Origin of the sequence: Burkholderia sp. BCC1996 (genome assembly GCF_905339955.1) — a bacterium.
Classification (GTDB): domain Bacteria; phylum Pseudomonadota; class Gammaproteobacteria; order Burkholderiales; family Burkholderiaceae; genus Burkholderia.
Genome location: NZ_CAJPHM010000030.1, coordinates 20,871 through 41,755 on the forward strand (window position 1 = coordinate 20,871; position 20,885 = coordinate 41,755).

The window sequence follows — 20,885 nt, forward strand, 5'->3', positions numbered from 1 at the left end:
CTCCTTCACGCGCGCGGTGGCCGCGCGCAGATCGCGGATACGACGGCCGAGTTGCCGATCACCAGCAACAGCGTCCGCAACATCTCGCAGAACGGATCGACCGCCACGAACAGCACGAATGCGGCCTCGAACGGCAGGTGCAGCGCCGCGCACACCATGCCGGCGAGCGACACCGTCACGACGCCCGACGTGCCCGTCGACGCGAACCCGGCCAGCACCGACGCGACCAGCACGACGCACAGCTCGCCGGGGCCGAGCGACCGCTCGTAGAGTTGCGCGACGAACAGCGTCGCACTCGCGTAATAGACCATCGGCCCGACGCGCAGCAGCGACACGGCGAGCGGCACGACCAGCTCGACGCGCGCGCGGGCGAAGCCGAAGCCGTCGGCCAGGCACTCGATCATGCTCGGCATGCAGGCCACGCTGCTGCGCGTGGCGAGCGCCATCGCGAACGGCGTGCGCAAGCCGGCGAGCGTCCCGGCCAGCGTCGCGCCCGAGCGCTTCCAGATCACGACGATCGCCGCCGCGATCAGCACGAGCGCGACGACCGCGAACGCGGCGACGAAGCGGACCATCGCCTCGAGCGGCCCGAACCCCGACGTGCCGATCTGCGCGGCGCCGCCGCAGAACAGCACGATCGGCGTCGGATACGCGAGCCAGTGCATGATCTTCTGGCACGTGCAATAGACGGTCTCCAGCGTCTGGCTCAGCGCCGCCGAGATGCTGGGCGGCACGCGCCCCGACGCGAACCCGAAGAACAGCGAGAACACCAGCGCCTTCAGCGTGTCGCCGCTCGCGAGCGCCGCGAAGAAGTTGCCGGGCACCAGCGCGATCAGCATGTCGGCGAGGCCCGACGACTTCTCCGCGGGATCGCTGCCGTACAGCGTCATCACGGTATCGCTCGCCGCGCCGTCGCTGCCGACCAGCGCGCCGAACGCCTTCAGCGTCGCGGTCGACAGGTGCTCGCCCGGCCGCATCGCGACCAGCACGACCGCGCCGACCGCCACGACGAACACCGACACGCAGCTGAAGATCGTGATCACGCGCAGCACGAGATCCGACGCGTTGCCGTCGCGCAGCAGCCGCTGCAGGCTGAAGATCACGGCGGCCGTCATGAACGGCAGCGCCGTCATCTTGAGCAGGCCGACGTACACCTCGCCCACGTAGTCGAATTGCGGTGCGGCCGCCGGCCACAACACGCCCGCCACGATGCCGAGCGCGAGGCTGCCGAAGACCGTCAACGGATGGATCGCGAGCGCATGCAGCCGCTCGATGCGTGGTGTGATCCTGATGTTCTCGTTCATGTTCATGTCAGTGACCCATCGCATCGAGCAGGGATTTCACGTCGAGCCGCTTGTTGCGCTCGGCCAGGAACTGGTTGACGAACGCAAGCAGCGTCGGCATGGACACCGGCACGCCGACGGCAAGCGCGTCGGTGAGGTCGTCGAAGGTCGCGACGCGCAGCCGGATCGGCGCGGTCGGGTCGTCCTGCATCACGCGCTTGATCGCGAGCTCGTCGCGATACACGGCCGTGACCGCGCCGGCGTTCAGCGCGTCGAGCGTCGCCGGCCAGCTCGGATAGGTGCGCACCCGCGCGGCCGGGAAATCGTTGCGCGCGTATTCGGCGTAGGCGGACCCCGCGACGACGCCGATCGTGCCGCGATAGTCGCGCACGACTTCGGGCAGCGGCCGCCCTTTCGCGAGTTCGGCGAAGCCGACGCGGTTGATCAGCAGCGCGCGCCGCAGGCTGATGTACGGCGTGCTGAAGCGCACCACCTGCGCCCGCGGCAACGTACGCGACAGCTTGCTGATCGCGACGTCGGCCTGCCCAGTCGCGAGCAGATGCACGACGTCGTCGAACGTGCGCGCATCGCGGTCGAACTGCACCGGCACGCCGAGCTTTCTGGCGAGCTCGTCGGCGAGGTCGATGTCGACGCCCGCCAATGCGCCGTTGCGCGACATGAAGAACGGCGGCTGATCGACGCCGAGCACCGCGACGACGAGCGTGCCTCGCGTGACGATGCGGGCGAACTCCGGCGCGAGCAGCCGGCCGTCGGGCATCTGCACGAGCCCGGTCGCCGTGGTGGCGGGTGCCGTCACCGCTGCGGGCGCCGCCGGCGCGGACGCATCGAGGGCCAGCGCCGGCGCGGCGCACGACACGGTCACGAGTACGCAGGCCGCACGGCGCAAGAGCCGATGCAGGCATCGCCGCTCGGGGACGAACTCGCGGAACCAGGCAAGCAGCGCGCACGCGGCGCGTCCGGAAAAGAGGTTCATGGCGGCAGTGGGACGGGGAGTATCGAACGACCGCGCGGCCGTTCGTGCAGAACGGGCGCCGGACCCTTGCGCGGGGCGCGGCACCGTCGCCCGGCGCCGCGCCCACCCGCACGCCCAATGTGTCAGAAGCGCCTTCCGGCCGAAATCCGCCGGAAGGCCCGGCCCGGATGGCACGGGACGCCCGGACGGGCCGCCGCGACGGGGCCGGATGCAGATAGAAATTCGCGATGCCGCGGATTGAAACAAGCAATTTCACAAACCAAGGGTGAACCCGGATACTGGCAACACTTCATCAACACCCAAGCAAAGGAACCCGCAAGATGCCGATCATCAACACCCAAATCAAACCGTTCAAGGCAACCGCATACCACAACGGCGATTTCGTGCCCGTGACCGAAGAGAACTTCAAGGGCAAGTGGTCCGTCGTCGTGTTCTACCCGGCCGACTTCACGTTCGTCTGCCCGACCGAGCTGGGCGACCTCGCCGACCGCTACGCGGAATTCCAGAAGCTGGGTGTCGAAATCTACGGCGTGTCGACCGATACGCACTTCACGCACAAGGCCTGGCACGACACGTCGGACACGATCGGCAAGATCAAGTACCCGATGATCGGCGACCCGACGCTCACGCTGTCGCGCAACTTCGACGTGCTGATCGAGGAAGAAGGGATGGCGCTGCGCGGCACGTTCGTGATCAACCCGGAAGGCGAGATCAAGCTGTGCGAAATCCACGACAACGGCATCGGCCGCGACGCAGGCGAACTGCTGCGCAAGGTGCAGGCCGCGCAATACATCGCGGCGCACCCGGGTGAAGTGTGCCCGGCCAAGTGGACGCCGGGTGCGGAAACGCTGACCCCGTCGCTCGACTTGATCGGCAAGATCTAAGGGTCGCCCGGCGCGCCTCGCTCGAGGCGCCCAACGAGCACCCAGCCGGGCCGCCGCCTCGCGCGGCCCGCACCCTCCTCCGGCACGACGTGCCCGAGCAGCCAAATCAATACGGAATCCGAAACGCCATGCTCGACGCCAATCTCAAGAACCAACTGAAAGCGTACCTCGAAAAGATCACGCGCCCGATCGAACTCGTCGCGTCGCTCGACGACAGCGCGAAATCGCAGGAACTGCTTGCGCTGCTGAACGAGATTGCGTCGCTGACGTCGCGCGTGACCGTGACCGAACGCCGCGACGATGCCGAGCGCAAGCCGTCGTTCTCGATCGGCGAACCCGGCAAGCCGGCCGGCATCCGCTTCGCCGGCATCCCGATGGGCCATGAATTCACGTCGCTCGTGCTCGCGCTGCTGCAGACGGGCGGCCATCCGGTCAAGCTCGACGACGACGTGATCGAACAGATCCGCGCGCTCGACGGCGACTACGCGTTCGAGACGTATTTCTCGCTGTCGTGCCAGAACTGCCCGGAGGTCGTGCAGGCGCTGAACGTGATGTCGCTGATCAACCCGCGCATCCGCCACGTCGCGATCGACGGCGCGCTGTTCCAGAACGAAGTCGACGCGCGCCAGATCATGGCCGTGCCCACGATGTTCCTGAACGGCGAATCGTTCGGCCAGGGCCGCAGCAGCGTGAAGGAAATCCTCGCGAAGCTCGACACGGGTGCCGGCGAGCGCGCCGCGAAGTCGCTCGAGAACAAGCCGGTGTTCGACACGCTGATCGTCGGCGGCGGCCCGGCCGGTGCGGCCGCGGCAATCTACTCGGCGCGCAAGGGCATCGCGACGGGCGTCGTCGCCGAGCGTTTCGGCGGCCAGGTGCTCGACACGATGGCGATCGAGAACTTCGTGTCGGTCCAGGAAACCGAAGGGCCGAAGTTCGCCGCGGCGCTCGAGCAGCACGTGAAGCAGTACGACGTCGACATCATGGACGTGCAGCGCGCCGACGCGCTGATTCCGGGCGACGTGCATCAGATCCGCCTGGCGAACGGCGCGGTGCTGAAGGCGAAGACGATCGTCCTCGCGACCGGCGCGCGCTGGCGCGAAATCAACGTGCCGGGCGAGCGCGAATACCGCAACCGCGGAGTCGCGTACTGCCCGCACTGCGACGGCCCGCTGTTCAAGGGCAAGCGCGTCGCGGTGGTCGGCGGCGGCAACTCGGGCGTCGAGGCCGCGATCGACCTGGCCGGCATCGTGAAAGCCGTCACGCTGATCGAATTCGGTGCGCAACTGCGCGCGGACGAAGTGCTGCAGCGCAAGCTGCGCAGCCTGCCGAACGTGACGATCGTCACGCAGGCGCAGACGACCGAGCTGACCGGCGACGGCAGCAAGCTGAACGGGCTCGTCTACAAGGATCTGCGTTCGGGCGAAACGAAGCGCGTCGATCTCGAAGGCGTGTTCGTGCAGATCGGCCTCGTGCCGAACACCGAGTGGCTGAAGGGCACGGTCGAACTGTCGAAGCACGGCGAGATCGTCGTCGATGCGCGCGGTGCGACGTCGGTGCCGGGCGTGTTCGCCGCCGGCGACGTGACGACGGTGCCGTTCAAGCAGATCGTGATCGCGGTGGGCGAAGGCGCGAAGGCATCGCTCGGCGCGTTCGATTACCTGATCCGGCAGGACGCGACGCCGGCTACGGCCGACGCGCCGCAGGCCGAAGAAGCGATCGCCGCGTAACGCGCGACGCACCGCACAGGTTCGTCTCTCTTGGCCCCGCATGCCCTGGTCGGCGTGCGGGGCTCTTTTTCATCCGGTGCGGAGCAGCACGGCGCGCGCGCTGCGGCGCCCTGCTCACTGGGTCGCACCGGGCCCGGCGTTCGCCGGCGCAGGCGCCTTGATATTGCTCGACTGCCTGACCAGCTGGTCGGTCATCGCGGCAGCGACCGAATTCGCCCCCGCCGACGTGTGCTGCCGATCGCCGCTCGGTGTCGCCACGTATTGCGGCGCCGGCAACGACGGATCCAGCTTCGCCGATTCACGCACGAGCGCAGCGGTTTCCGGGGTTTCGGATTTCATGGCGGACGGTGCTGCCGCGTGTCGCTCGAGCCCGTCGCGTTTGCGCGCCGCGTGCTGCGGAGGCTGATACGCCGCCTGCTGGCTCGGCCGGCTTGCCTGCGCGGCCTGGGCCGGCGGCGCCGATTGCGTCGATTGCGCCGGCTGGGCCGATTGCGCTGCTTGTACCGGCGCTTGTACAGATTGCGCGGGCTTGGCCTTCGGCGGGGTCGCATCCTCCGGCTCGACCGTCACGACGTGGACGGTCGGTGGCGGCGCACTCGGTTTCACCGGTTTCGCCGGTGCGGCGATGACCGGCGCTACGGCGGCGGAGGCCGGTGCCGCATTCGTACGCGCAGCGGCCGCGGCAGGCGGCGCTACGGCCGCGGGTTGCGGCACCGCCTCGTCCACATGCGCGGACGGGACGGCGACGGGCGCGGGCGGCGCGATCGTGCCTTGTGCGGTGTGACCGTCGTTCGCCGCGGTCACGGCGGCGGCAGGTGCTGCGGCATCGCCGATGCCGGCTTCCGCGATCGCGCGGTGGTCCGCACGCAGGAGCATCACGTAGCCGCTGCCTGCCGCGGCAACCAGCAGACCGCCGGCGATCATCAATGTCTTACGGGTACGAGTCATGCTTGCTCACCGATCCAATCGACGTGAACAAGCCATGATACGCGTGCGTTCGCGCATGATCCCGCACGAATACAATTGGTTGCATTGACGTCGACCCCAAGAGCGCGGAGGCCATACGATGCTGCGCGCCCTATCGTCTGACGGTTGGGCACCGTCTGCCTTCCGCCTTCAGATGCAGAAGATCGCGACCGCGATCCCGCCGAACAGCGCCCACTTGACGACGTAGTACACGGTGCGATTCCACGCCTTCAGCCGCTTGCCGGCGCGGCGAATCGCATACAGGTACTTGAATGCATGATTGAGCCCGCCCGTGCGGTCGCCCGTTTCGTTCGGCGACGCGGCCGCGCGCATCAGCAGTTGCCCGAACGCATCGTTGATGCGCTGCGCCCAACGATATTTCATCGGGCGGTCGATGTCGCAGAACAGGATCACGCGATCGTGCGCGGTGCGATTCTCGGCCCAGTGCAGATAGGTCTCGTCGAACATCACGGCCTCGCCGTCGCGCCACGCATACGACTCGCCGTCGACGACGATCCGGCACGCGTCGTCGTTCGGCGTGTCCAGCCCGAGGTGGTAGCGCAGCGAGCCCGCATACGGATCGCGATGCAGGCCGAGCTTGCCGCCCGGCGGCAACTGCGCGAACATCGCGGCCTTGATCGACGGAATCCGCGACAGAATCTCGACCGTGCGCGGACACAGCGCCTGCGCGGACGGATGCGGCGCGTCGTACCACTTCAGATAGAAGCGCTTCCAGCCGTTGCGAAAGAACGAATTGAAGCCGATGTCGTTGTACTCGCCCGACGCCTTGATCCGGCTGGCATCTCGCAACGCGAGCGCCTCGTCGCGCAAGGTCCGCCATTCGCGCTGCAGCACGGCGAGTTCCGGAAAGTGCCGCGTGTCGAGAAACGGCGTGGTCGGCACCGACGAGAACGCGTAGGAAAAGCAGTTCAGCGGCGCGGTGAAGGTCGAGTGATCGGATAGTTGCCTGAACAACCTGTGCCGAACCTTGCCGCGCCGGTGCGTATGGACGACACACGCAATGAACACGATCAACAGGACCCAGCGCATCGATATTTTCCCCGTAAATTGTTTTACGGAATTCTAGGTACGGGAAAAATTTCCTGCGCTGAAGCGCAGGCGGTGCGAGGTGCGTCGGCAAGACGCAAAGAGGATGCCGATCGAATCATGCCGGCACACCGAAAAGCCCGTGCCGACGGGCTTTTCGACGCAACCGGAATGCGCGCGCGGCATGCTGCCGACCCGCGCGCATGCGGCGATTATTCCGGAAACGGTAACTCAGTTTGTCCGTCAGCGCGCATACCGAACGTGTTGAGCGTCATCGCCACGAGCGCGTAATAGCCGAGCAGCGCGACGAGGTTCACCACGGTCTCGTGGCCGAATCGCGCCTGCGCGCGCGCGAACGTCGCGTCGCTCACGCGCCGCATGTCGTACAGCTCGGTCGCGAACGCATGGATCAGCGCATCGTCGTCCGATTCGAATGCCGGCTCGACGCCACAGCGGATCGCTTCGGCCGTCGCGGCCGGCACGCCGGCATCGAGCGCGATCGGATGGTGGATGTGCCACTCGGCCTGCGAGCGCCAGCGCGCGGCCGTCACGAGAATCGCGAGTTCCGACAGCCGCAGCGGCAAACCCGTGCGATAGCGGCAGAACGCGCCGAGCCGCTGCGCGTGCTGCGCAAGCTCGGGGCTCGCGATCCAGCCGAGGAACGGCCCGTTCAGGTTGCCGCGCGGGCCGCTGAGGATCTCGGCGAGCACGGCCTTCTGCTCGTCGGTGGCCGATGCGGGATCGAAGGGAGGCAGTCTGTCTGTCATGGCGAGGATTCGGTGAGGTCGTGATTCACGCGCCGGCCGACGCGAGTGCCGCGTCGATCGCGCCGGACAGTCGCTCGACGATCGTGTCGATCTGCTGCGCGGTGCAGACGAACGGCGGTGCGACCAGGATGTGATCGCCGTGCACGCCGTCGATCGTGCCGCCCATCGGATACACCATCAGGCCGCGCTGCATCGCCTCGCGCTTGACCGCCGCATGCAGCTTCAGCGCGGGATCGAACGTCGCCTTGCTGTCGCGATCGCGCACGAGCTCGACGCCGACGAACAGCCCGCGGCCGCGCACGTCGCCGACATGCGGATGCGCACCGTACTGCTCGCGCAGCGACGCCCGCAGTTGCTCGCCGCGCGCCTTCACGTTGTCGAGCAGCTTCTCTTCGGCGATCACGCGCTGCACTTCGAGCGCGGCCGCACAGGCGGTTGCGTGGCCGAGATACGTGTGGCCGTGCTGGAAGAAGCCCGAGCCGTCGACGATCGTCCGGTAGATGCGATCGCTCACAAGCGTCGCGCCGATCGGCTGGTAACCCGCGCCGAGCCCTTTCGCGATCGTCAGCAGGTCGGGCGCGACTCCGTCTTCGTCGCATGCGAACAGGTAACCGGTACGCCCCATCCCCGACATGATTTCATCGAGAATCAGCAGCACGCCGTACTTGTCGCACACCGCGCGGATCTTCTTCAGGTAGGTACGCACCGGCGGCACCGCGCCGGCCGTCGCACCGACCACCGTCTCCGCGACGAACGCCGCGACGTTTTCCGCGCCGAGTTCGACGATCTTCTGCTCCAGTTCGCCGGCCAGGCGCTGCGCATACGCTTCGTCGGTTTCTCCCGCCTGCTGGTCGCGATACGCATAACACGGGCTCACGTGGTGCGCTTCGATCAGCAGCGGCAGGAACGGCTCGCGCCGCCATGCGTTGCCGCCGATCGCGAGCGCGCCGAGCGTGTTGCCGTGATAGCTCTGGCGGCGTGCGATGAAATGGCGGCGTTGCGGCTCGCCCTTTTCGACGAAATACTGGCGCGCAAGCTTCAATGCGGCTTCGACCGCCTCCGATCCGCCCGACACGAAATACACGTGTTCGAGGCCGGCCGGCGCGGCCTCGACGAGCCGGTCGGCCAGCTCCTCGGCCACTTCGGTCGTGAAGAACGACGTATGCGCATACGGCAGTTGCTGCGCCTGCCGCTTGATCGCATCGATCACGCGCTGGTGGCTGTGCCCGAGACACGACACGGCCGCGCCGCCGCATGCGTCGATATAGCGTTTGCCGGTCGAATCGATGATCTCGATGCCGTCGCCTGCGACGGCGACGGGCAAGGTGGCGCGCGGAGCGCGATGGAAAACGGTCGTCATGCGTTGCCTCATGGTCAGGACGCGCGGGGCGCGTGCGCGGACGGCACGATGCGCGTCGCGAAGCGCTGCGTGCCGTGTTGATGAACGGTGAAGTCGATCGCGGTGTCGCGAATCGCGAACACGGCGGTCGCCAGCGTGTTTTCGTCGTCGGGATCGGCCGGATCGTCGCGATAGATCGGCAGCCCTTCCGGTGCGCGATCGCCGAGCACGCGCAGCAGCGCAGCTTCGTCGACCGCATCGATTTCCGGCGTCAGCGCATCGACGCGCCGCTGGCGATCGCCGGACGATTGCGTGACGATCTGCGCTTCGGCCTCGCAGCCCGGATGCACGAGATGATTCGCGTGGCCGCTGAGTTGCGAAACGTCGACGACCGAACAGCGCGCGACGCTCGCCTCGATGCTCAAGAGCCGCGTATCGCCGGTCGCGCCGAGCGTGTGGTGAAAGCCGCTCGCGCGCGCATGGGTGCGCAGCACGTCGGCGGCTGCGTCGAGCGACGTCGCATCGAGCACCGCACGCGCGAGGATCATCCGCGGCACGCCGGCCGCCGGCGTGCGGATCCGCAGGTTGTTGATCGCCTGCGCGATGCCCGCGCGGTTCGCGGCGAACGTATGGCCCGGCAGCGAGCCCGGGTAATAGAAGCTGATGAAGCCCGGCTTGCCCTGCGGCTGCACGTCGACCAGCAGGCAACGCTCGCGCAGGTACGGATCGCCGTCCTCGTTGTGCGCGATCCAGCGCGTGCCGTGCGCGTCGCGCCCGGCGAGCGTCGTGCAGCCGTCCGGCGCGTTGTGGATCAGTTCGCCGCGGCAGTTCCACAGGAAGATGTCCTCCGCCGGCCAGCCGACGCCCGCCGCGATCCCGTCCAGTTCCGCGACGAGGTCGGGGTACGCGGCCAGCGCGGCCTGCCGCAGCGCGGCGACGAACGGATGGCCGCGCCAGCGGCGCACGGCCTGCCATGCGCTGCTCTGCTGCATGTACGCATCGAACACGGGGCGGGCAAGCTCGCCGAGACGCACGCCGATGTCGAACGGCGTGCCGGCGATGACGGGGGAAAGGGAAAGCGGCATGTCGGGCAATTCGGTTTCGTTCAGGACACGTGTTTCAGGAATTCCTTCAGGCGCGGTGTCGGCGGCCGGTCGATCAGGTCGACCGGATGGCCGTCCTCGGCGATGCCGCCCTGATCCATGAACAGGAGCCGCGTGCCGACCCGCTTCGCGAAGCCGATCTCGTGCGTGACGACGATCATCGTCATCCCTTCGGTGGCGAGATCCTGCATCACTTTCAGCACTTCGTGGCGCAATTCCGGATCGAGCGCCGACGTCGGCTCGTCGAACAGCATCAGCCGCGGCCGGATCGCGAGCGCACGCGCGATCGCGACACGCTGCTGCTGGCCGCCCGACAGCTCCGACGGGTAATGATTCGCGCGCGATTCGAGGCCCACCTTGTCGAGCAGCGCCATCGCCTGGTCGCGCGCGTCGGCGCGCGACGCGCCGCGCACCTGCATCGGCCCGAACATCACGTTCTCGAGCGCGGTCATCTGCGGAAACAGGTTGAACTGCTGGAACACCATGCCGGCCTCGAGCCGGATGTTGCGAATCGTCGACGCGTTGCCGCGCACGCTCTGGCCGTCGACCAGCAGCTCGCCGCCGGTGATTTTCTCGAGCGCGTTGATACAGCGCAACATCGTCGACTTGCCCGAGCCCGACGGACCGATCACGACCACGACTTCGCCCGCGTCGATCTTCAGGTCGATGTGCTTCAGCACCGGCACATGGCCGAAGCTCTTCGACACGTTCTGGAATTCGATCATGCTCATAGGATCCTCATGCGCTTTTCGACGAGCCGCAGCGTCAGCGTCATCGCGCCGGTCAGCATCAGGTAGATGATGGCCACCGCGGTCCAGATTTCGACGGCCTGGAAATTGCCGGCAATGATTTCCTGCCCCTTGCGCGTCAGTTCGCCGACGCCGATCACGATGAACAGCGACGTGTCCTTCAGGCTCACGATGCACTGGTTGCCGAGCGGCGGAATCAGCCGCCGGAACGCGAGCGGCCCGACCACCTTCAGCAGCACGCGCGGCATCGACAGGCCCATCGCGAGCCCCGCTTCCGTCAGCCCCTTCGGGATCGACAGCAGCGCGCCGCGCACCACTTCCGCGAGATACGCGCCGGAATTCACCGTGATCGCGATGATCGCGGCCGTCAGGCCGTCGATGCGGATATGCGCGAGCAGCGGCAGCGCGAAGTACAGGAACATCACCTGCACGACGATCGGCGTGCCGCGGATCAGTTCAATATAAACCTGTGCGAGCACGTTCATCGCCTTCGGTCCGTATGCGCGGAACATGCCCGCGATCATCCCGACGACGAACCCGCCCACCAGCCCGAAAAATGCGATGAACACCGTCAACCGGACCCCGTCCATCAGGTCCGGCAACGCCGCCCAGATCGCCGACCAATCGAAATTCACGTGTCGCTCCCCGTTCGATTCAAGACCGGCGCGGCCGCCCGGCCGCGCCCTGTTGCGCCGTCACGCTCACAGCTTCGGCGGCTCGGCGCCGAACCACTTCTTGTAGATCTGCGCGTAGCGGCCGTCGGACTTGATCTTCACGAGCGACGCGTTGACCTTCGGCACGAGCGGGCTGCCCTTCGGGAAGCCGATCCCGTACTTGTCGCCGCTCACCGGCTGGCCCGCGACCTTCACCTTGCCCTTGCCTTCGTTGTTCACGAAGAACAGCACGTTCGGCGTGTCGTGCATCGCCGCGTCGACGCGGCCGGCCTCGAGCGCGAGGTACGCCTGGTCGATGTTCGGGAACTGGCGGATCTCCTTCGGCTTCAGGTGCGCCTTGATCCAGTCGATCGTCGCGGTGCCCGTCTTCGCGGCGATCACCTTGCCGTTCAGGTCGTCGATCGACTTGATCGACGTGTTGTCGGCCTGCACCATCGCCGCGAGCCCGCTGTCGTAGTACGGCGCGGAGAAGTCGATCGCCTTCTTGCGCTCTTCCTTGATGGTCATCCCCGACAGCGCGACGTCGATGTTCTGCGTCTGCAGCGCCGGGATCAGGCCCGCGAAATCCATCGGCTGGATCGTGTATTTCCAGCCCTGGTCCTTCGCGATCTCCGCCCACAGGTCGAGATCGAAGCCGACGTACTTGTCGCCCTGCTTGAACTCGAACGGCATGAACGACGTATCGGTCCCGACGACGAGCGTCTTGGTGTCCGCGTGCGCGATGCTGGCGCCGAGCGCGGCGACCACCGCGACGGCTTTCAGGAAGGAACGGCGACTCATGGCTTTTCTCCGCATGGTTGAGCGATGTAACCGGCCGGCTGGCCGGGGAACGACGACATCAAGCCGCACCGCAACATGCGATGTTGAATTAGACCTTAGTGCAACAAGTGTTGTCAACACGGATACTACGACAACAAAAAAACGCGCAACAAGTAATTGCATCGAGACAAACCCGCGCGGGACGGGCGGGATTGGTCAGAGGAAAAGGCGGGGGAATGACAGCGGGAGCGGCGGCGGGGCCTGGACTCGGGAATGGGGCGGGCGAGCGGTATTTGCCGGCAACCGCCGCCGCTCAACGAACGGAATGAATCGCGAGCGGCAACGCCGCCCGGCATGACTTCAACACGACATCCGTTACGCCGCCACCCCGCTCGCCTGATGCGAAACCAGCCGCGCATACGCACCCTGCCGCGCGATCAGCGCCGCATGCGTTCCCGCCTCGATGATCCTGCCGTGCTCGAGCACGAGGATCGTGTCCGCGTTGCGCACGGTCGACAGCCGATGCGCGATGATGATCGACGTCCGCTGTGCCATCAGATCCTCCAGCGCCGCGCGGATCTGCTGCTCGCTGATCGTGTCGAGGTGCGACGTCGCTTCGTCGAGGATCAGCACCGGCGCATCCTTCAGGAACGCACGGGCGATCGCGACGCGCTGGCGCTGTCCGCCGGACAGCTGCACGCCGCGCTCGCCGACCCGCGTCGCGAGCCCGTCGGGCAACCGCGCGACGAATGCGCCCAGCGCCGCGTGGTCGATCGCGCGCCGGACGTCCTCGTCCGATGCATCGTGCGCCGCGAGCCGGATATTCGCTTCGAGCGTGTCGTTGAACAGATAGGTATCCTGCGCAACCAGCGCGATGTGCCGGCGCAGATCGTCGAGCCGCAGATCGCGCAGGTCGACGCCGCCGAGCGTCACGCGCCCGTGCTGCGGATCCCAGAAGCGCAGCAGCAGGCTCGCGACGGTCGACTTGCCGGCGCCCGATGCGCCCACCAGCGCGACCGTGCTGCCGGGCGGCACCTCGAAACTCACGCGATCGATCGCCGGCACGCCGCGGCCCGGGTACGTGAAGCCCGCGTCCTCGAATCGCACGGTCGCGTCGCCGGACAGCGCATGCGCGCCGTCGACGACCGTCACCGGCTCCTTCTCGAGCGCGCGCAAGCGCCGCGTCGATGCAATCGTGTCGGCCAGCTGTCGCGCGACCTGGCCGATCTCGGCCACCGGCATGAACGCGGCCACCGCGACCAGCACCAGCAGCGGCAACGCTTCATGCGCGAACCAGCCGCGCGCGCACAGCAGCGCACCGAGCGCCGCGACGGCCAGCCCGCCGAGCCCGCTCGCGACTTCGAGCGCGGCGCTCTGCGCCGACAGATCGTCGAGCAGCTTCGCGCGCTGCTGCCGGTACGCGTCGGCTTGCGCGACGAACGCGGCACGCCGGCGCGCGAGTGCCTGGAACGCGGTCAGTTCCGCGAGCCCCTGGATCGTTTCGGTCAGGTGCGCGCCGAGCAGGCCGAGCGCCTCGCGTGCGCCGGTGCCGAGCCGGTCGACGTCGCGCCGCGCCAGCACGGGCGCCAGCCCGGCCCACAGCAGGAACGGCAGCAACACCAGCGCGAGCGGCCATGCGACCGACGCGAGCAGCACCAGCACGCCGGCCGGCACCAGCACCGCGACGAACGCGGGCGCGAGCGTATGCGCATAGAAGTATTCGACGGTCTCGACGTCCTGCGTCGCGAGCGCGACCAGATCGCCGGAACGGCGCCGCAGCAAACCGGCCGGCGCGAGCCGTTCGAGCGTCGCGAACAGCGCGATGCGCATCTCGGCGAGCAGCCGGTACGCGATGTCGTGCGCGAGCCACGATTCGAGCCAGTGCAGCACCGCCGCGACCGGCGCGACGACCAGCAGCGCCGCGACGAGCGCGCCGTTCGCGTGTCCGTCCGACACGCCGCCGACCACCCGCGCACCAATCACGCCGACGCCGATGAACGCGAGCACGCGACCGATCCCGAACAGCACGGTCAACAGGACCTTGCCCTTCCACGGACCGACGAAGCGCAGCAGCGCGCGCAACGTTTCGGGCCAGCCGATCGTCGCCGCGTCGTCGTTCAGCGGCCTGACCTGCGGGCCCGATGCAGCACGCACGCCCGCGCCGCCGGCCATCGCGGCCGTGCCGACGGCTTCGGCGGCGGCCTCCAGCTGCGGCCCCATCAGCTGGCGATACGGGCCGTCGCGCGCGATCAGTTCCGCGTGCGTGCCCGCGTCGACCACCCGCCCCTGGTCGAGCACCAGGATGCGATCGGCGCCGATCACGCTGGACAGCCGGTGCGCGAGCACGAGCGTCGTACGCCCGCGCGTGAGCCGGTCGAGCGCCTGCTGGATCAGCGCTTCGTTTTCCGCATCGACCGACGACAGCGCCTCGTCGAGCAGCAGGATCGGCGCATCGCGCAACAGCGCGCGCGCGATCGCGATCCGCTGGCGCTGGCCGCCCGACAGCATCAGCCCGCGTTCGCCGATGCGCGTCGCATAGCCGTCGGGCAGCGCCGAGATGAAATCGTGCGCGTTGGCGGCTCGCGCGGCCGCGATCATGTCCGCGTCGCTCGCATCAGGCCGGCCGAGCCGCAGGTTGTCGGCGACGCTGCCGTCGAACAGCGTCGCGTCCTGCGCGACCACCGCGATCATCTCGCGCACCTGATCGGCGTCGAGCGTGCGCACGTCGTGCCCGCCGATGCGGATCGTGCCGCCCTGCGCATCGTGCTGGCGCAGCAGCAGGCGCACGATGGTCGACTTGCCCGCGCCGCTCGGGCCGACGATCGCGACCGTCTCGCCTTCGCGCACCGTGAAGCCCAGCGCCGCATGGGCATCCGCGCGACGCCCCGGATACGCGAAGCTGACGCCGTCGAACACGATCTCCGGCCGCAGGTGCGGCACGCGCGGCGCCGCGGCAGCCGGCGTGTCGCTGCCCGCATCGAGCAGCGCGTGAATCGCGTTCGCCGCCGACTGGCCGATCATCCCCTGGTGCAGCACGCCGCGCAGGTCGCGCAGCGGCCGGAAGATTTCGCTGCCGGCCATCAGCACGATCAGCAGCGCCTCGAGGCTCATGTCGCCGTGGCGCACGCGCCATGCGCCGACCGCGATCGCCGCCGCCGCGCCGAGGCCGGTGCCGAGATCGGTGAAGAGCCGCGTCAGCAGCCCGAGCGCGAGCACCCAGAACGTGCTGTCGGACAGCGCGCGCGCCTTCGCCGCCAGCTTCGCGCCGAACGCGCCGCTCTGCCCGAACGCCTTCAGCGTCGGCAGGCCCTGCACCGCGTCGAGAAACTCCTCGCCGAACGCCTTGAACGCGGCCGAGCGTGCGAGCGCCGCGCGCCGGTCGGCGCGATGCACGAGTTGCGGCAGCGCGAGCGTGACGAGCGCGGCGACCAGCAGGATCGCGGCCGTCGGCACGTCCCACCATGCGAGCACCGTGAAGATCATCACCGGCGCGCACGCGGCGATCACGAGCTGCGGCAGGTAGACGCCGAAGAAGGTCTGCAGCTGCTCGACGCCGTCGACGACGGCCAGCATCACGCCGCCCGTGCGCTCGCCGCTGAACCATGCGGGGCCGAGCGTCGCGATCCGGTCGAACAGCCGCGCGCGCAGCGCGGACTGCACGCGCCCGGCCGTCTGCTGCGCGAGCACCGTGCGGCGATGGTCGAGCCATGCGCGCAGCAGCACGCAGGCCGCGGTTGCAACGACGGTTTCGGCGATATCGCGCGCCGGCGCGCCAGCAAAGACGAGCGCGAGCACACGGCCGAGAAACACGAACCGGAGGATGCCGACACCCATCGCGAGCAGCCCGAGCGCGACCGCGGCGGCAACCCGCCAGCGCAATCCCGCCATCATCGCCCATAGTCGTCGGTCGAAATACATGAAGCCCTCCGGTCGGTTTTTTCGTTGCGGTTCGATTGACCGGACCAAGGCTACCCGCGCCCCCGACGCGCGGCAAAAGATGATTTTTCAACGGGTGTTGAGTCAACTACAATACCCCGCATGTCGCACCTCCCACCCCTCAGCGCGCTGCGTGCTTTCGAGGCGGCCGTCCGCCTCGGCGGGTTCGCACGCGCGGCGGCCGAGCTGAACGTGTCGACGAGCGCGATCAGTCACCAGATCCGCGCGCTCGAGGAATCGCTGGGTGCCCGCCTGCTCGAACGCAGCACGGGGCTCGGCGGCATCGGCCTCACGCAAGCGGGCGCCCGCCTGCTGCCGGCCGTCAGCGATGCGCTGTCGAAGCTGACCGACGCGTGCGCCGAGATTCGCGGCACCACCGCGCAACGGCTGACGGTGTCCGCCAACGCGCCGTTTTCGTCGATGTGGCTCGCGCGCCGCCTCGCGGAATTCTCGTCGCTTCATCCCGACACGCCGCTGCATGCGGTCGTGGTCGACGACGAACCGGATTTCGCGCGCAGCGGCGTCGATCTCGCGATCGTGCACGTGCCCGCGCACCGGCTGCGCGCCGACGACGACATCCTGATGCGGGAGACCGTGTTTCCGGTGTGCAGCCCCGAGCTGTTCCCGTACGCATCCGGGTACGTGTGCCGCTCGCGGCTGCTGCAGGAGATGCACGAGGACAGCCCCGAGATCGACTGGCGCAACTGGGCCGTGCACTTCGGCCTGCCGGACGACTTCGAGACGAAGATCGTCCGTTACAGCAGTTTCAGCCAGGTGATCGGCGCGGCCGTGGGCGGCGCGGGCATCGCGCTCGGCCGTGTGCCGCTGATCGAGCCCGAACTGCGCAGCGGCCGCCTCGTGCCGCTGGTGCCGGGCCTCGAGCGCGATGCGTCGTGGCGCTTCGTGCTGCGCCGCAGTCCGTCGGCGCGGCACCGGCTGCTCGATCCGTTGATCGCGTTCCTGCGCCGCGAAGCCGATGCCCCGCCGCTCCAGCGCGCGAAGATCGTTGCGCCCGCATCCAACGACAGTCACGCGCGCGACGCGGGCGGTGCGTAGCGCGCCCGCGCGCACAGCGGGCGCAGGCATCGCCGGTTCGCTACCGCGTCACGGCGTCGCGAAGAACAGCGCGACGACGCACGCCATCCCGCCGGACCACACGAGCGAACGCAGCGACGCCCAGTTCAGCAGGTACATCAGCGCATAGACGACGCGAATCGCGACGAACCCCATCGCGAGCTGGTCGACGTGGTGCGCATTCGCGCCGTTGTGCCATGCGACGACCAATCCGGCCGTGAACAGCGCCAGCGCTTCCCACGCATTCTGGTGCGCGGCCTGCGCCCGCGCGCGCCAGCCTTCGAGCTTCGCGAGGTACTCGCGCGGCGTGTGGTTGTCGTAACCCTTGCGGGCCTTGGCCAGGAACGTCATCGGGAACGGCAACAGCGCCGCGATGAACAGGCACAGCTGGGACGTCGTCATCAAAGTCCCCCTCCTTTATGATTACATTGATCAATGACATGGTCGCGCAGAGCTTAGCATTGCGTCGCGCCGTTCGCGCACCGGTTTTCTAGACGCGAGACTCGGCAAGGCAGGCTGGCGAAGGCCGTGTCGACATGGATTCGGCACAAAAAATTCCACCAAATCGCCGATAAATACGTTAATTAAAACTGGTCGAACACCAATAAGATAGCGCCCAACACTGGCTGGGTGCGCAATCGCACCAGCCACTGACCCGCGCCGCCGCGCGCGTACCGAACGACTTTCGACCCGAGCCCGCCCATGCCCCGTCCCATCGTCGCCCATATCCGTCCCGACGCCGTCCGCCACAACCTCGACTTCATCCGCCGCACCGCCGCGCAATCGCGCGTATGGGCCGTGATCAAGGCCAACGCCTACGGTCACGGGATCGAGCGGATCTATCCGGGCCTCGCGGCCGCCGACGGCATCGCGCTGCTCGATCTCGACGAAGCCGTGCGCGTGCGGGAACTCGGCTGGGACAAGCCGGTGCTGCTGCTCGAAGGCATCTTCGAGCCGGCCGACGTCGAACTGGCCGATCGTTACCGGCTGACGGTGGCCGTGCACTGCGACGCGCAGCTCGACCTGCTGATCGCCGCGAAGCCTCGGCAACCGATCGACATCCAGCTGAAGATGAACTCCGGGATGAACCGGCTCGGCTACCGGCCCCACGCATTCCGTGCCGCGTGGGAGCGCGCGGCGGCCGCGCCGTCGATCGGCAAGATCACGCTGATGATGCATTTCGCAAACGCCGACGAAGGCGAAGTCGACTGGCAGCTTGAGCAGTTCGATGCGGCCACCGCCGGGATTCCTGGCGAGCGCTCGACATCGAATTCGGCGGCCGTGCTGTGGCATCCGCGCGCGCATCGCGACTGGGTTCGGCCTGGCACGATCCTGTATGGCGCGTCGCCGACCGGCGCGTCGCGGCACATCGCCGACACGCCGCTGATGGCCGCGATGACGCTGACCAGCAAGATCATCGGCGTGCAGACGCTCGCGCCGGAAGAAACGGTCGGCTACGGCCGCCGCTTCACCGCCGACCAGCCGATGCGGATCGGCGTCGTCGCGTGCGGCTATGCGGACGGCTATCCGCGCCACGCGCCGACCGGCACGCCGATCGCGGTGGACGGCGTGATGACGCGCGTCGTCGGCCGCGTGTCGATGGACATGCTGACCGTCGACCTGACGCCGTGCCCGGATGCCGGCATCGGCTCGAGCGTCGAGCTGTGGGGCGATCAGGTGAAGGTCGACGACGTCGCGGAAGCCAGCGGCACGATCGGCTACGAGCTGATGTGCGCGCTCGCGCGCCGCGTGCCGGTCGTGGTCGTGCCGTCCGGCGCGTCGACGGTGCAGCCGGCGCCGCGCACGGGCAGCTACGGGCGATAACCGGGGCGCGGATGCGGCGGCACGCTCGCGGGTCGCTGCGCATCCGGACGCTCGGAATCCGCTTGCGGGCCGCGTCGGGCGGTCCGCTTGTTTTGTGCGGTCTGCTTTTGCGGCCTGCTTTTGCCGCATGTACCGACGGCGAAGCACAGGCGGGACGCAGCGCGCAACCGGTCCACGGGCGCCATACACTACGAACTACCAACTACTCACGCCACGTCGGCTTGCGCTTCTCGAGGAACGCATCGATCCCCTCGCCGGCGTCCTCTTCCATCATGTTGCGCGCCATCACGTCGCCCGCAAAAGCGTATGCGTCGTCCAGCGGCAGCTCTCGCTGCCGGTAGAACATCTGCTTGCCGTAGCGCACCGCCGCCGGGCTCTTCGCGACGATCTCCGCGACCTTGCGCGCGACGGCCGCGTCGAGCGCATCCTCGGGCACGGCCTCGTTGACGAGCCCCCACGCGGCGGCCGTCGCCGCATCGATGAAACGCCCGGTGACGAGCATGTCGAACGCGCGCTTCGCCGACACGTTGCGGCTCAACGCAACGGCGGGCGTCGAACAGAACAGCCCGACGTTGATGCCCGACACCGCGAAGCGCGCGGTGTCGGCCGCCACGGCAAGGTCGCACGCGGCGACGAGCTGGCAGCCGGCCGCCGTCGCGATGCCCTGCACGCGCGCGATCACCGGCACCGGCAGCGCGCGCATCGCGAGCATCACGCGGCTGCATTGCGCGAACAGCGTGCGGTAATAATCGAGTTCGGGCTTGCCGCGCATCTGCCGCAGGTCGTGGCCCGCGCAGAACGCCTTGCCCTGCGCGGCGAGCACGACACAGCGCACGTGCGGATCGGCGGCCAGCGAATCGAACGCGTCCTGCAGGCTCGCCAGCATCGCCTCCGACAACGCGTTGAACTGTTGCGGCCGGTTCAGCCGCAGCGTGACGACGCCGTCGTGGGCCTCGCGCAGCAGGATCGGCTCGGCTGTCTCGTGAATGGGTTCCATGATGCTCCGCTCGATGGGGTTCGATCGGACGCGAACCGGCGGCACGGGCAACACGCATCCGGATTCGCGATCGACATGATCACGAATCGTCCTCCAGTTTGCGCGCGACGTCCAGCGAAGCGGACGGACCGCCGGCGCAGCAGACGTTCGCGGGAATCGGGCGGCGCGTCACTCGCGTGCGTGGTCAGGGCCGCGTGCAGGAGCGCACATCGCGAATTTCGCCCGTCGCACCGTCCTGAATGCGGATCGCACCGCCCTGCACGTACTCGGCATGCTCGCCTGCGAACATCCCGTTGCAACCGGCGACGCAGCGGTCGCGCGTCCCGAATCGCAAACTCGAACACGCAACCGGTATCGGGCCCGCTCCCCCGAATATCGGCTCAGCCCGCGAGCTTCTTCAGCGCGTCGAGCACCGCATCGCCCTTGAACGGCTTCACGATCCAGCCCTTCACGCCGGCGGCCTTGCCGCGCTCCTTCATTGCCGGGCTGCTTTCGGTCGTCAGCATCACCACGTTGACCGACGTGTTCGCCAGCTCGCCGCGGATCTTCTCGACCATCGTCAGGCCGTCCATGTTCGGCATGTTCACGTCGCTGATCACGAGACGCACGCCGGGTGTCGCCTTGAGCTTCGCGAGCCCGTCCTTGCCGTCCACCGCCGTCGCGACGTCGAGCCCGTGATTGCGCAGGAAACCCGCGACTTCGTCGCGCACCGTGCCCGAATCGTCGACCACCAGAATCTTTGCCATGCCGTCTTCCCCTTTC

The 20,885-nt window shown here is 68.2% G+C and carries 18 protein-coding genes; 4 read left to right on the forward strand and 14 right to left on the reverse strand.

Annotation, left to right across the window (positions count from 1 at the left end; genetic code table 11):
* Window positions 1-5: 5 nt before the first annotated feature.
* Window positions 6-1,310 (reverse strand): dicarboxylate/amino acid:cation symporter, encoded by a 1,305-nt coding sequence (locus tag U4Z64_RS31395; RefSeq protein WP_321821995.1) that lies wholly within the window; start codon window positions 1,308-1,310, stop codon window positions 6-8.
* A 1-nt stretch (window position 1,311) separates the two neighbouring features.
* Window positions 1,312-2,277, reverse strand: coding sequence for an ABC transporter substrate-binding protein (locus U4Z64_RS31400; protein ID WP_321821996.1), 966 nt, complete (start codon window positions 2,275-2,277; stop codon window positions 1,312-1,314).
* Between the two features lie 320 nt (window positions 2,278-2,597).
* Here U4Z64_RS31400 and ahpC point away from each other — a divergent pair, with 320 nt between their 5' ends.
* Together ahpC and ahpF are read left to right on the forward strand one after the other, a co-directional pair.
* On the forward strand, window positions 2,598-3,161 hold the full coding sequence (gene ahpC / locus U4Z64_RS31405; RefSeq protein ID WP_006750178.1) for an alkyl hydroperoxide reductase subunit C: 564 nt from the start codon (window positions 2,598-2,600) through the stop codon (window positions 3,159-3,161).
* Window positions 3,162-3,289: 128 nt separating this feature from the next.
* Entirely contained in the window at window positions 3,290-4,888 is a 1,599-nt protein-coding gene (gene ahpF, locus U4Z64_RS31410) for an alkyl hydroperoxide reductase subunit F (protein WP_321821997.1), read from the forward strand.
* Between the two features lie 114 nt (window positions 4,889-5,002).
* Here the strand turns inward: ahpF and U4Z64_RS31415 are convergent, their stop codons facing one another.
* The 9 genes from U4Z64_RS31415 to U4Z64_RS31455 all read right to left on the reverse strand — a co-directional run bounded on the left by U4Z64_RS31415 (window position 5,003) and on the right by U4Z64_RS31455 (window position 16,210).
* Complete coding sequence (locus tag U4Z64_RS31415; RefSeq protein WP_321821998.1) at window positions 5,003-5,836, reverse strand: extensin; 834 nt, start codon at window positions 5,834-5,836, stop codon at window positions 5,003-5,005.
* A gap of 168 nt (window positions 5,837-6,004) precedes the next feature.
* Window positions 6,005-6,904 (reverse strand): lipid A hydroxylase LpxO, encoded by a 900-nt coding sequence (gene lpxO, locus U4Z64_RS31420; protein ID WP_321821999.1) that lies wholly within the window; start codon window positions 6,902-6,904, stop codon window positions 6,005-6,007.
* A 209-nt stretch (window positions 6,905-7,113) separates the two neighbouring features.
* Window positions 7,114-7,668 (reverse strand): carboxymuconolactone decarboxylase family protein, encoded by a 555-nt coding sequence (locus U4Z64_RS31425; RefSeq protein WP_321822000.1) that lies wholly within the window; start codon window positions 7,666-7,668, stop codon window positions 7,114-7,116.
* 25 nt (window positions 7,669-7,693) lie between these two features.
* Entirely contained in the window at window positions 7,694-9,028 is a 1,335-nt protein-coding gene (locus U4Z64_RS31430) for an aspartate aminotransferase family protein (protein ID WP_321822001.1), read from the reverse strand.
* A gap of 14 nt (window positions 9,029-9,042) precedes the next feature.
* Window positions 9,043-10,092, reverse strand: coding sequence for a C45 family peptidase (locus tag U4Z64_RS31435; protein ID WP_321822002.1), 1,050 nt, complete (start codon window positions 10,090-10,092; stop codon window positions 9,043-9,045).
* A gap of 20 nt (window positions 10,093-10,112) precedes the next feature.
* Window positions 10,113-10,841, reverse strand: coding sequence for a glutamine ABC transporter ATP-binding protein GlnQ (glnQ, locus tag U4Z64_RS31440; protein ID WP_321803834.1), 729 nt, complete (start codon window positions 10,839-10,841; stop codon window positions 10,113-10,115).
* Window positions 10,838-11,494 (reverse strand): glutamine ABC transporter permease GlnP, encoded by a 657-nt coding sequence (gene glnP / locus U4Z64_RS31445; RefSeq protein WP_044843947.1) that lies wholly within the window; start codon window positions 11,492-11,494, stop codon window positions 10,838-10,840. Before glnP ends, glnQ begins: the two co-directional genes overlap by 4 nt.
* 66 nt (window positions 11,495-11,560) lie before the next feature.
* Window positions 11,561-12,313, reverse strand: coding sequence for a glutamine ABC transporter substrate-binding protein GlnH (gene glnH, locus U4Z64_RS31450; protein WP_044843946.1), 753 nt, complete (start codon window positions 12,311-12,313; stop codon window positions 11,561-11,563).
* 354 nt (window positions 12,314-12,667) lie between these two features.
* A complete protein-coding gene (locus tag U4Z64_RS31455) occupies window positions 12,668-16,210 on the reverse strand; it encodes an ABC transporter ATP-binding protein (RefSeq protein ID WP_321822003.1) in 3,543 nt (1,180 codons plus the stop codon).
* 120 nt (window positions 16,211-16,330) lie between these two features.
* On the opposite strand from U4Z64_RS31455, the gene U4Z64_RS31460 reads away from it, so the two are divergent.
* Window positions 16,331-17,284 carry a LysR family transcriptional regulator gene (locus tag U4Z64_RS31460; protein WP_321822004.1) on the forward strand — a complete coding sequence of 318 codons (954 nt, stop codon included), beginning with the start codon at window positions 16,331-16,333 and terminating at the stop codon, window positions 17,282-17,284.
* 48 nt (window positions 17,285-17,332) lie between these two features.
* Here U4Z64_RS31460 and U4Z64_RS31465 read toward each other — a convergent pair whose 3' ends face one another.
* Complete coding sequence (locus U4Z64_RS31465; protein WP_044843943.1) at window positions 17,333-17,704, reverse strand: MAPEG family protein; 372 nt, start codon at window positions 17,702-17,704, stop codon at window positions 17,333-17,335.
* A 300-nt stretch (window positions 17,705-18,004) separates the two neighbouring features.
* Between U4Z64_RS31465 and alr the strand changes: the two genes are divergently transcribed.
* Window positions 18,005-19,126, forward strand: a complete 1,122-nt coding sequence (gene alr, locus U4Z64_RS31470) for an alanine racemase (protein ID WP_257775344.1) — start codon at window positions 18,005-18,007, stop codon at window positions 19,124-19,126.
* 202 nt (window positions 19,127-19,328) lie between these two features.
* On the opposite strand, the gene U4Z64_RS31475 is transcribed toward alr, so the two are convergent.
* Both U4Z64_RS31475 and U4Z64_RS31480 read right to left on the reverse strand, forming a co-directional pair.
* A complete protein-coding gene (locus U4Z64_RS31475) occupies window positions 19,329-20,123 on the reverse strand; it encodes an enoyl-CoA hydratase (protein WP_124667701.1) in 795 nt (264 codons plus the stop codon).
* A 380-nt stretch (window positions 20,124-20,503) separates the two neighbouring features.
* Window positions 20,504-20,869 carry a response regulator gene (locus U4Z64_RS31480; protein WP_006765703.1) on the reverse strand — a complete coding sequence of 122 codons (366 nt, stop codon included), beginning with the start codon at window positions 20,867-20,869 and terminating at the stop codon, window positions 20,504-20,506.
* Window positions 20,870-20,885 lie beyond the last annotated feature (16 nt).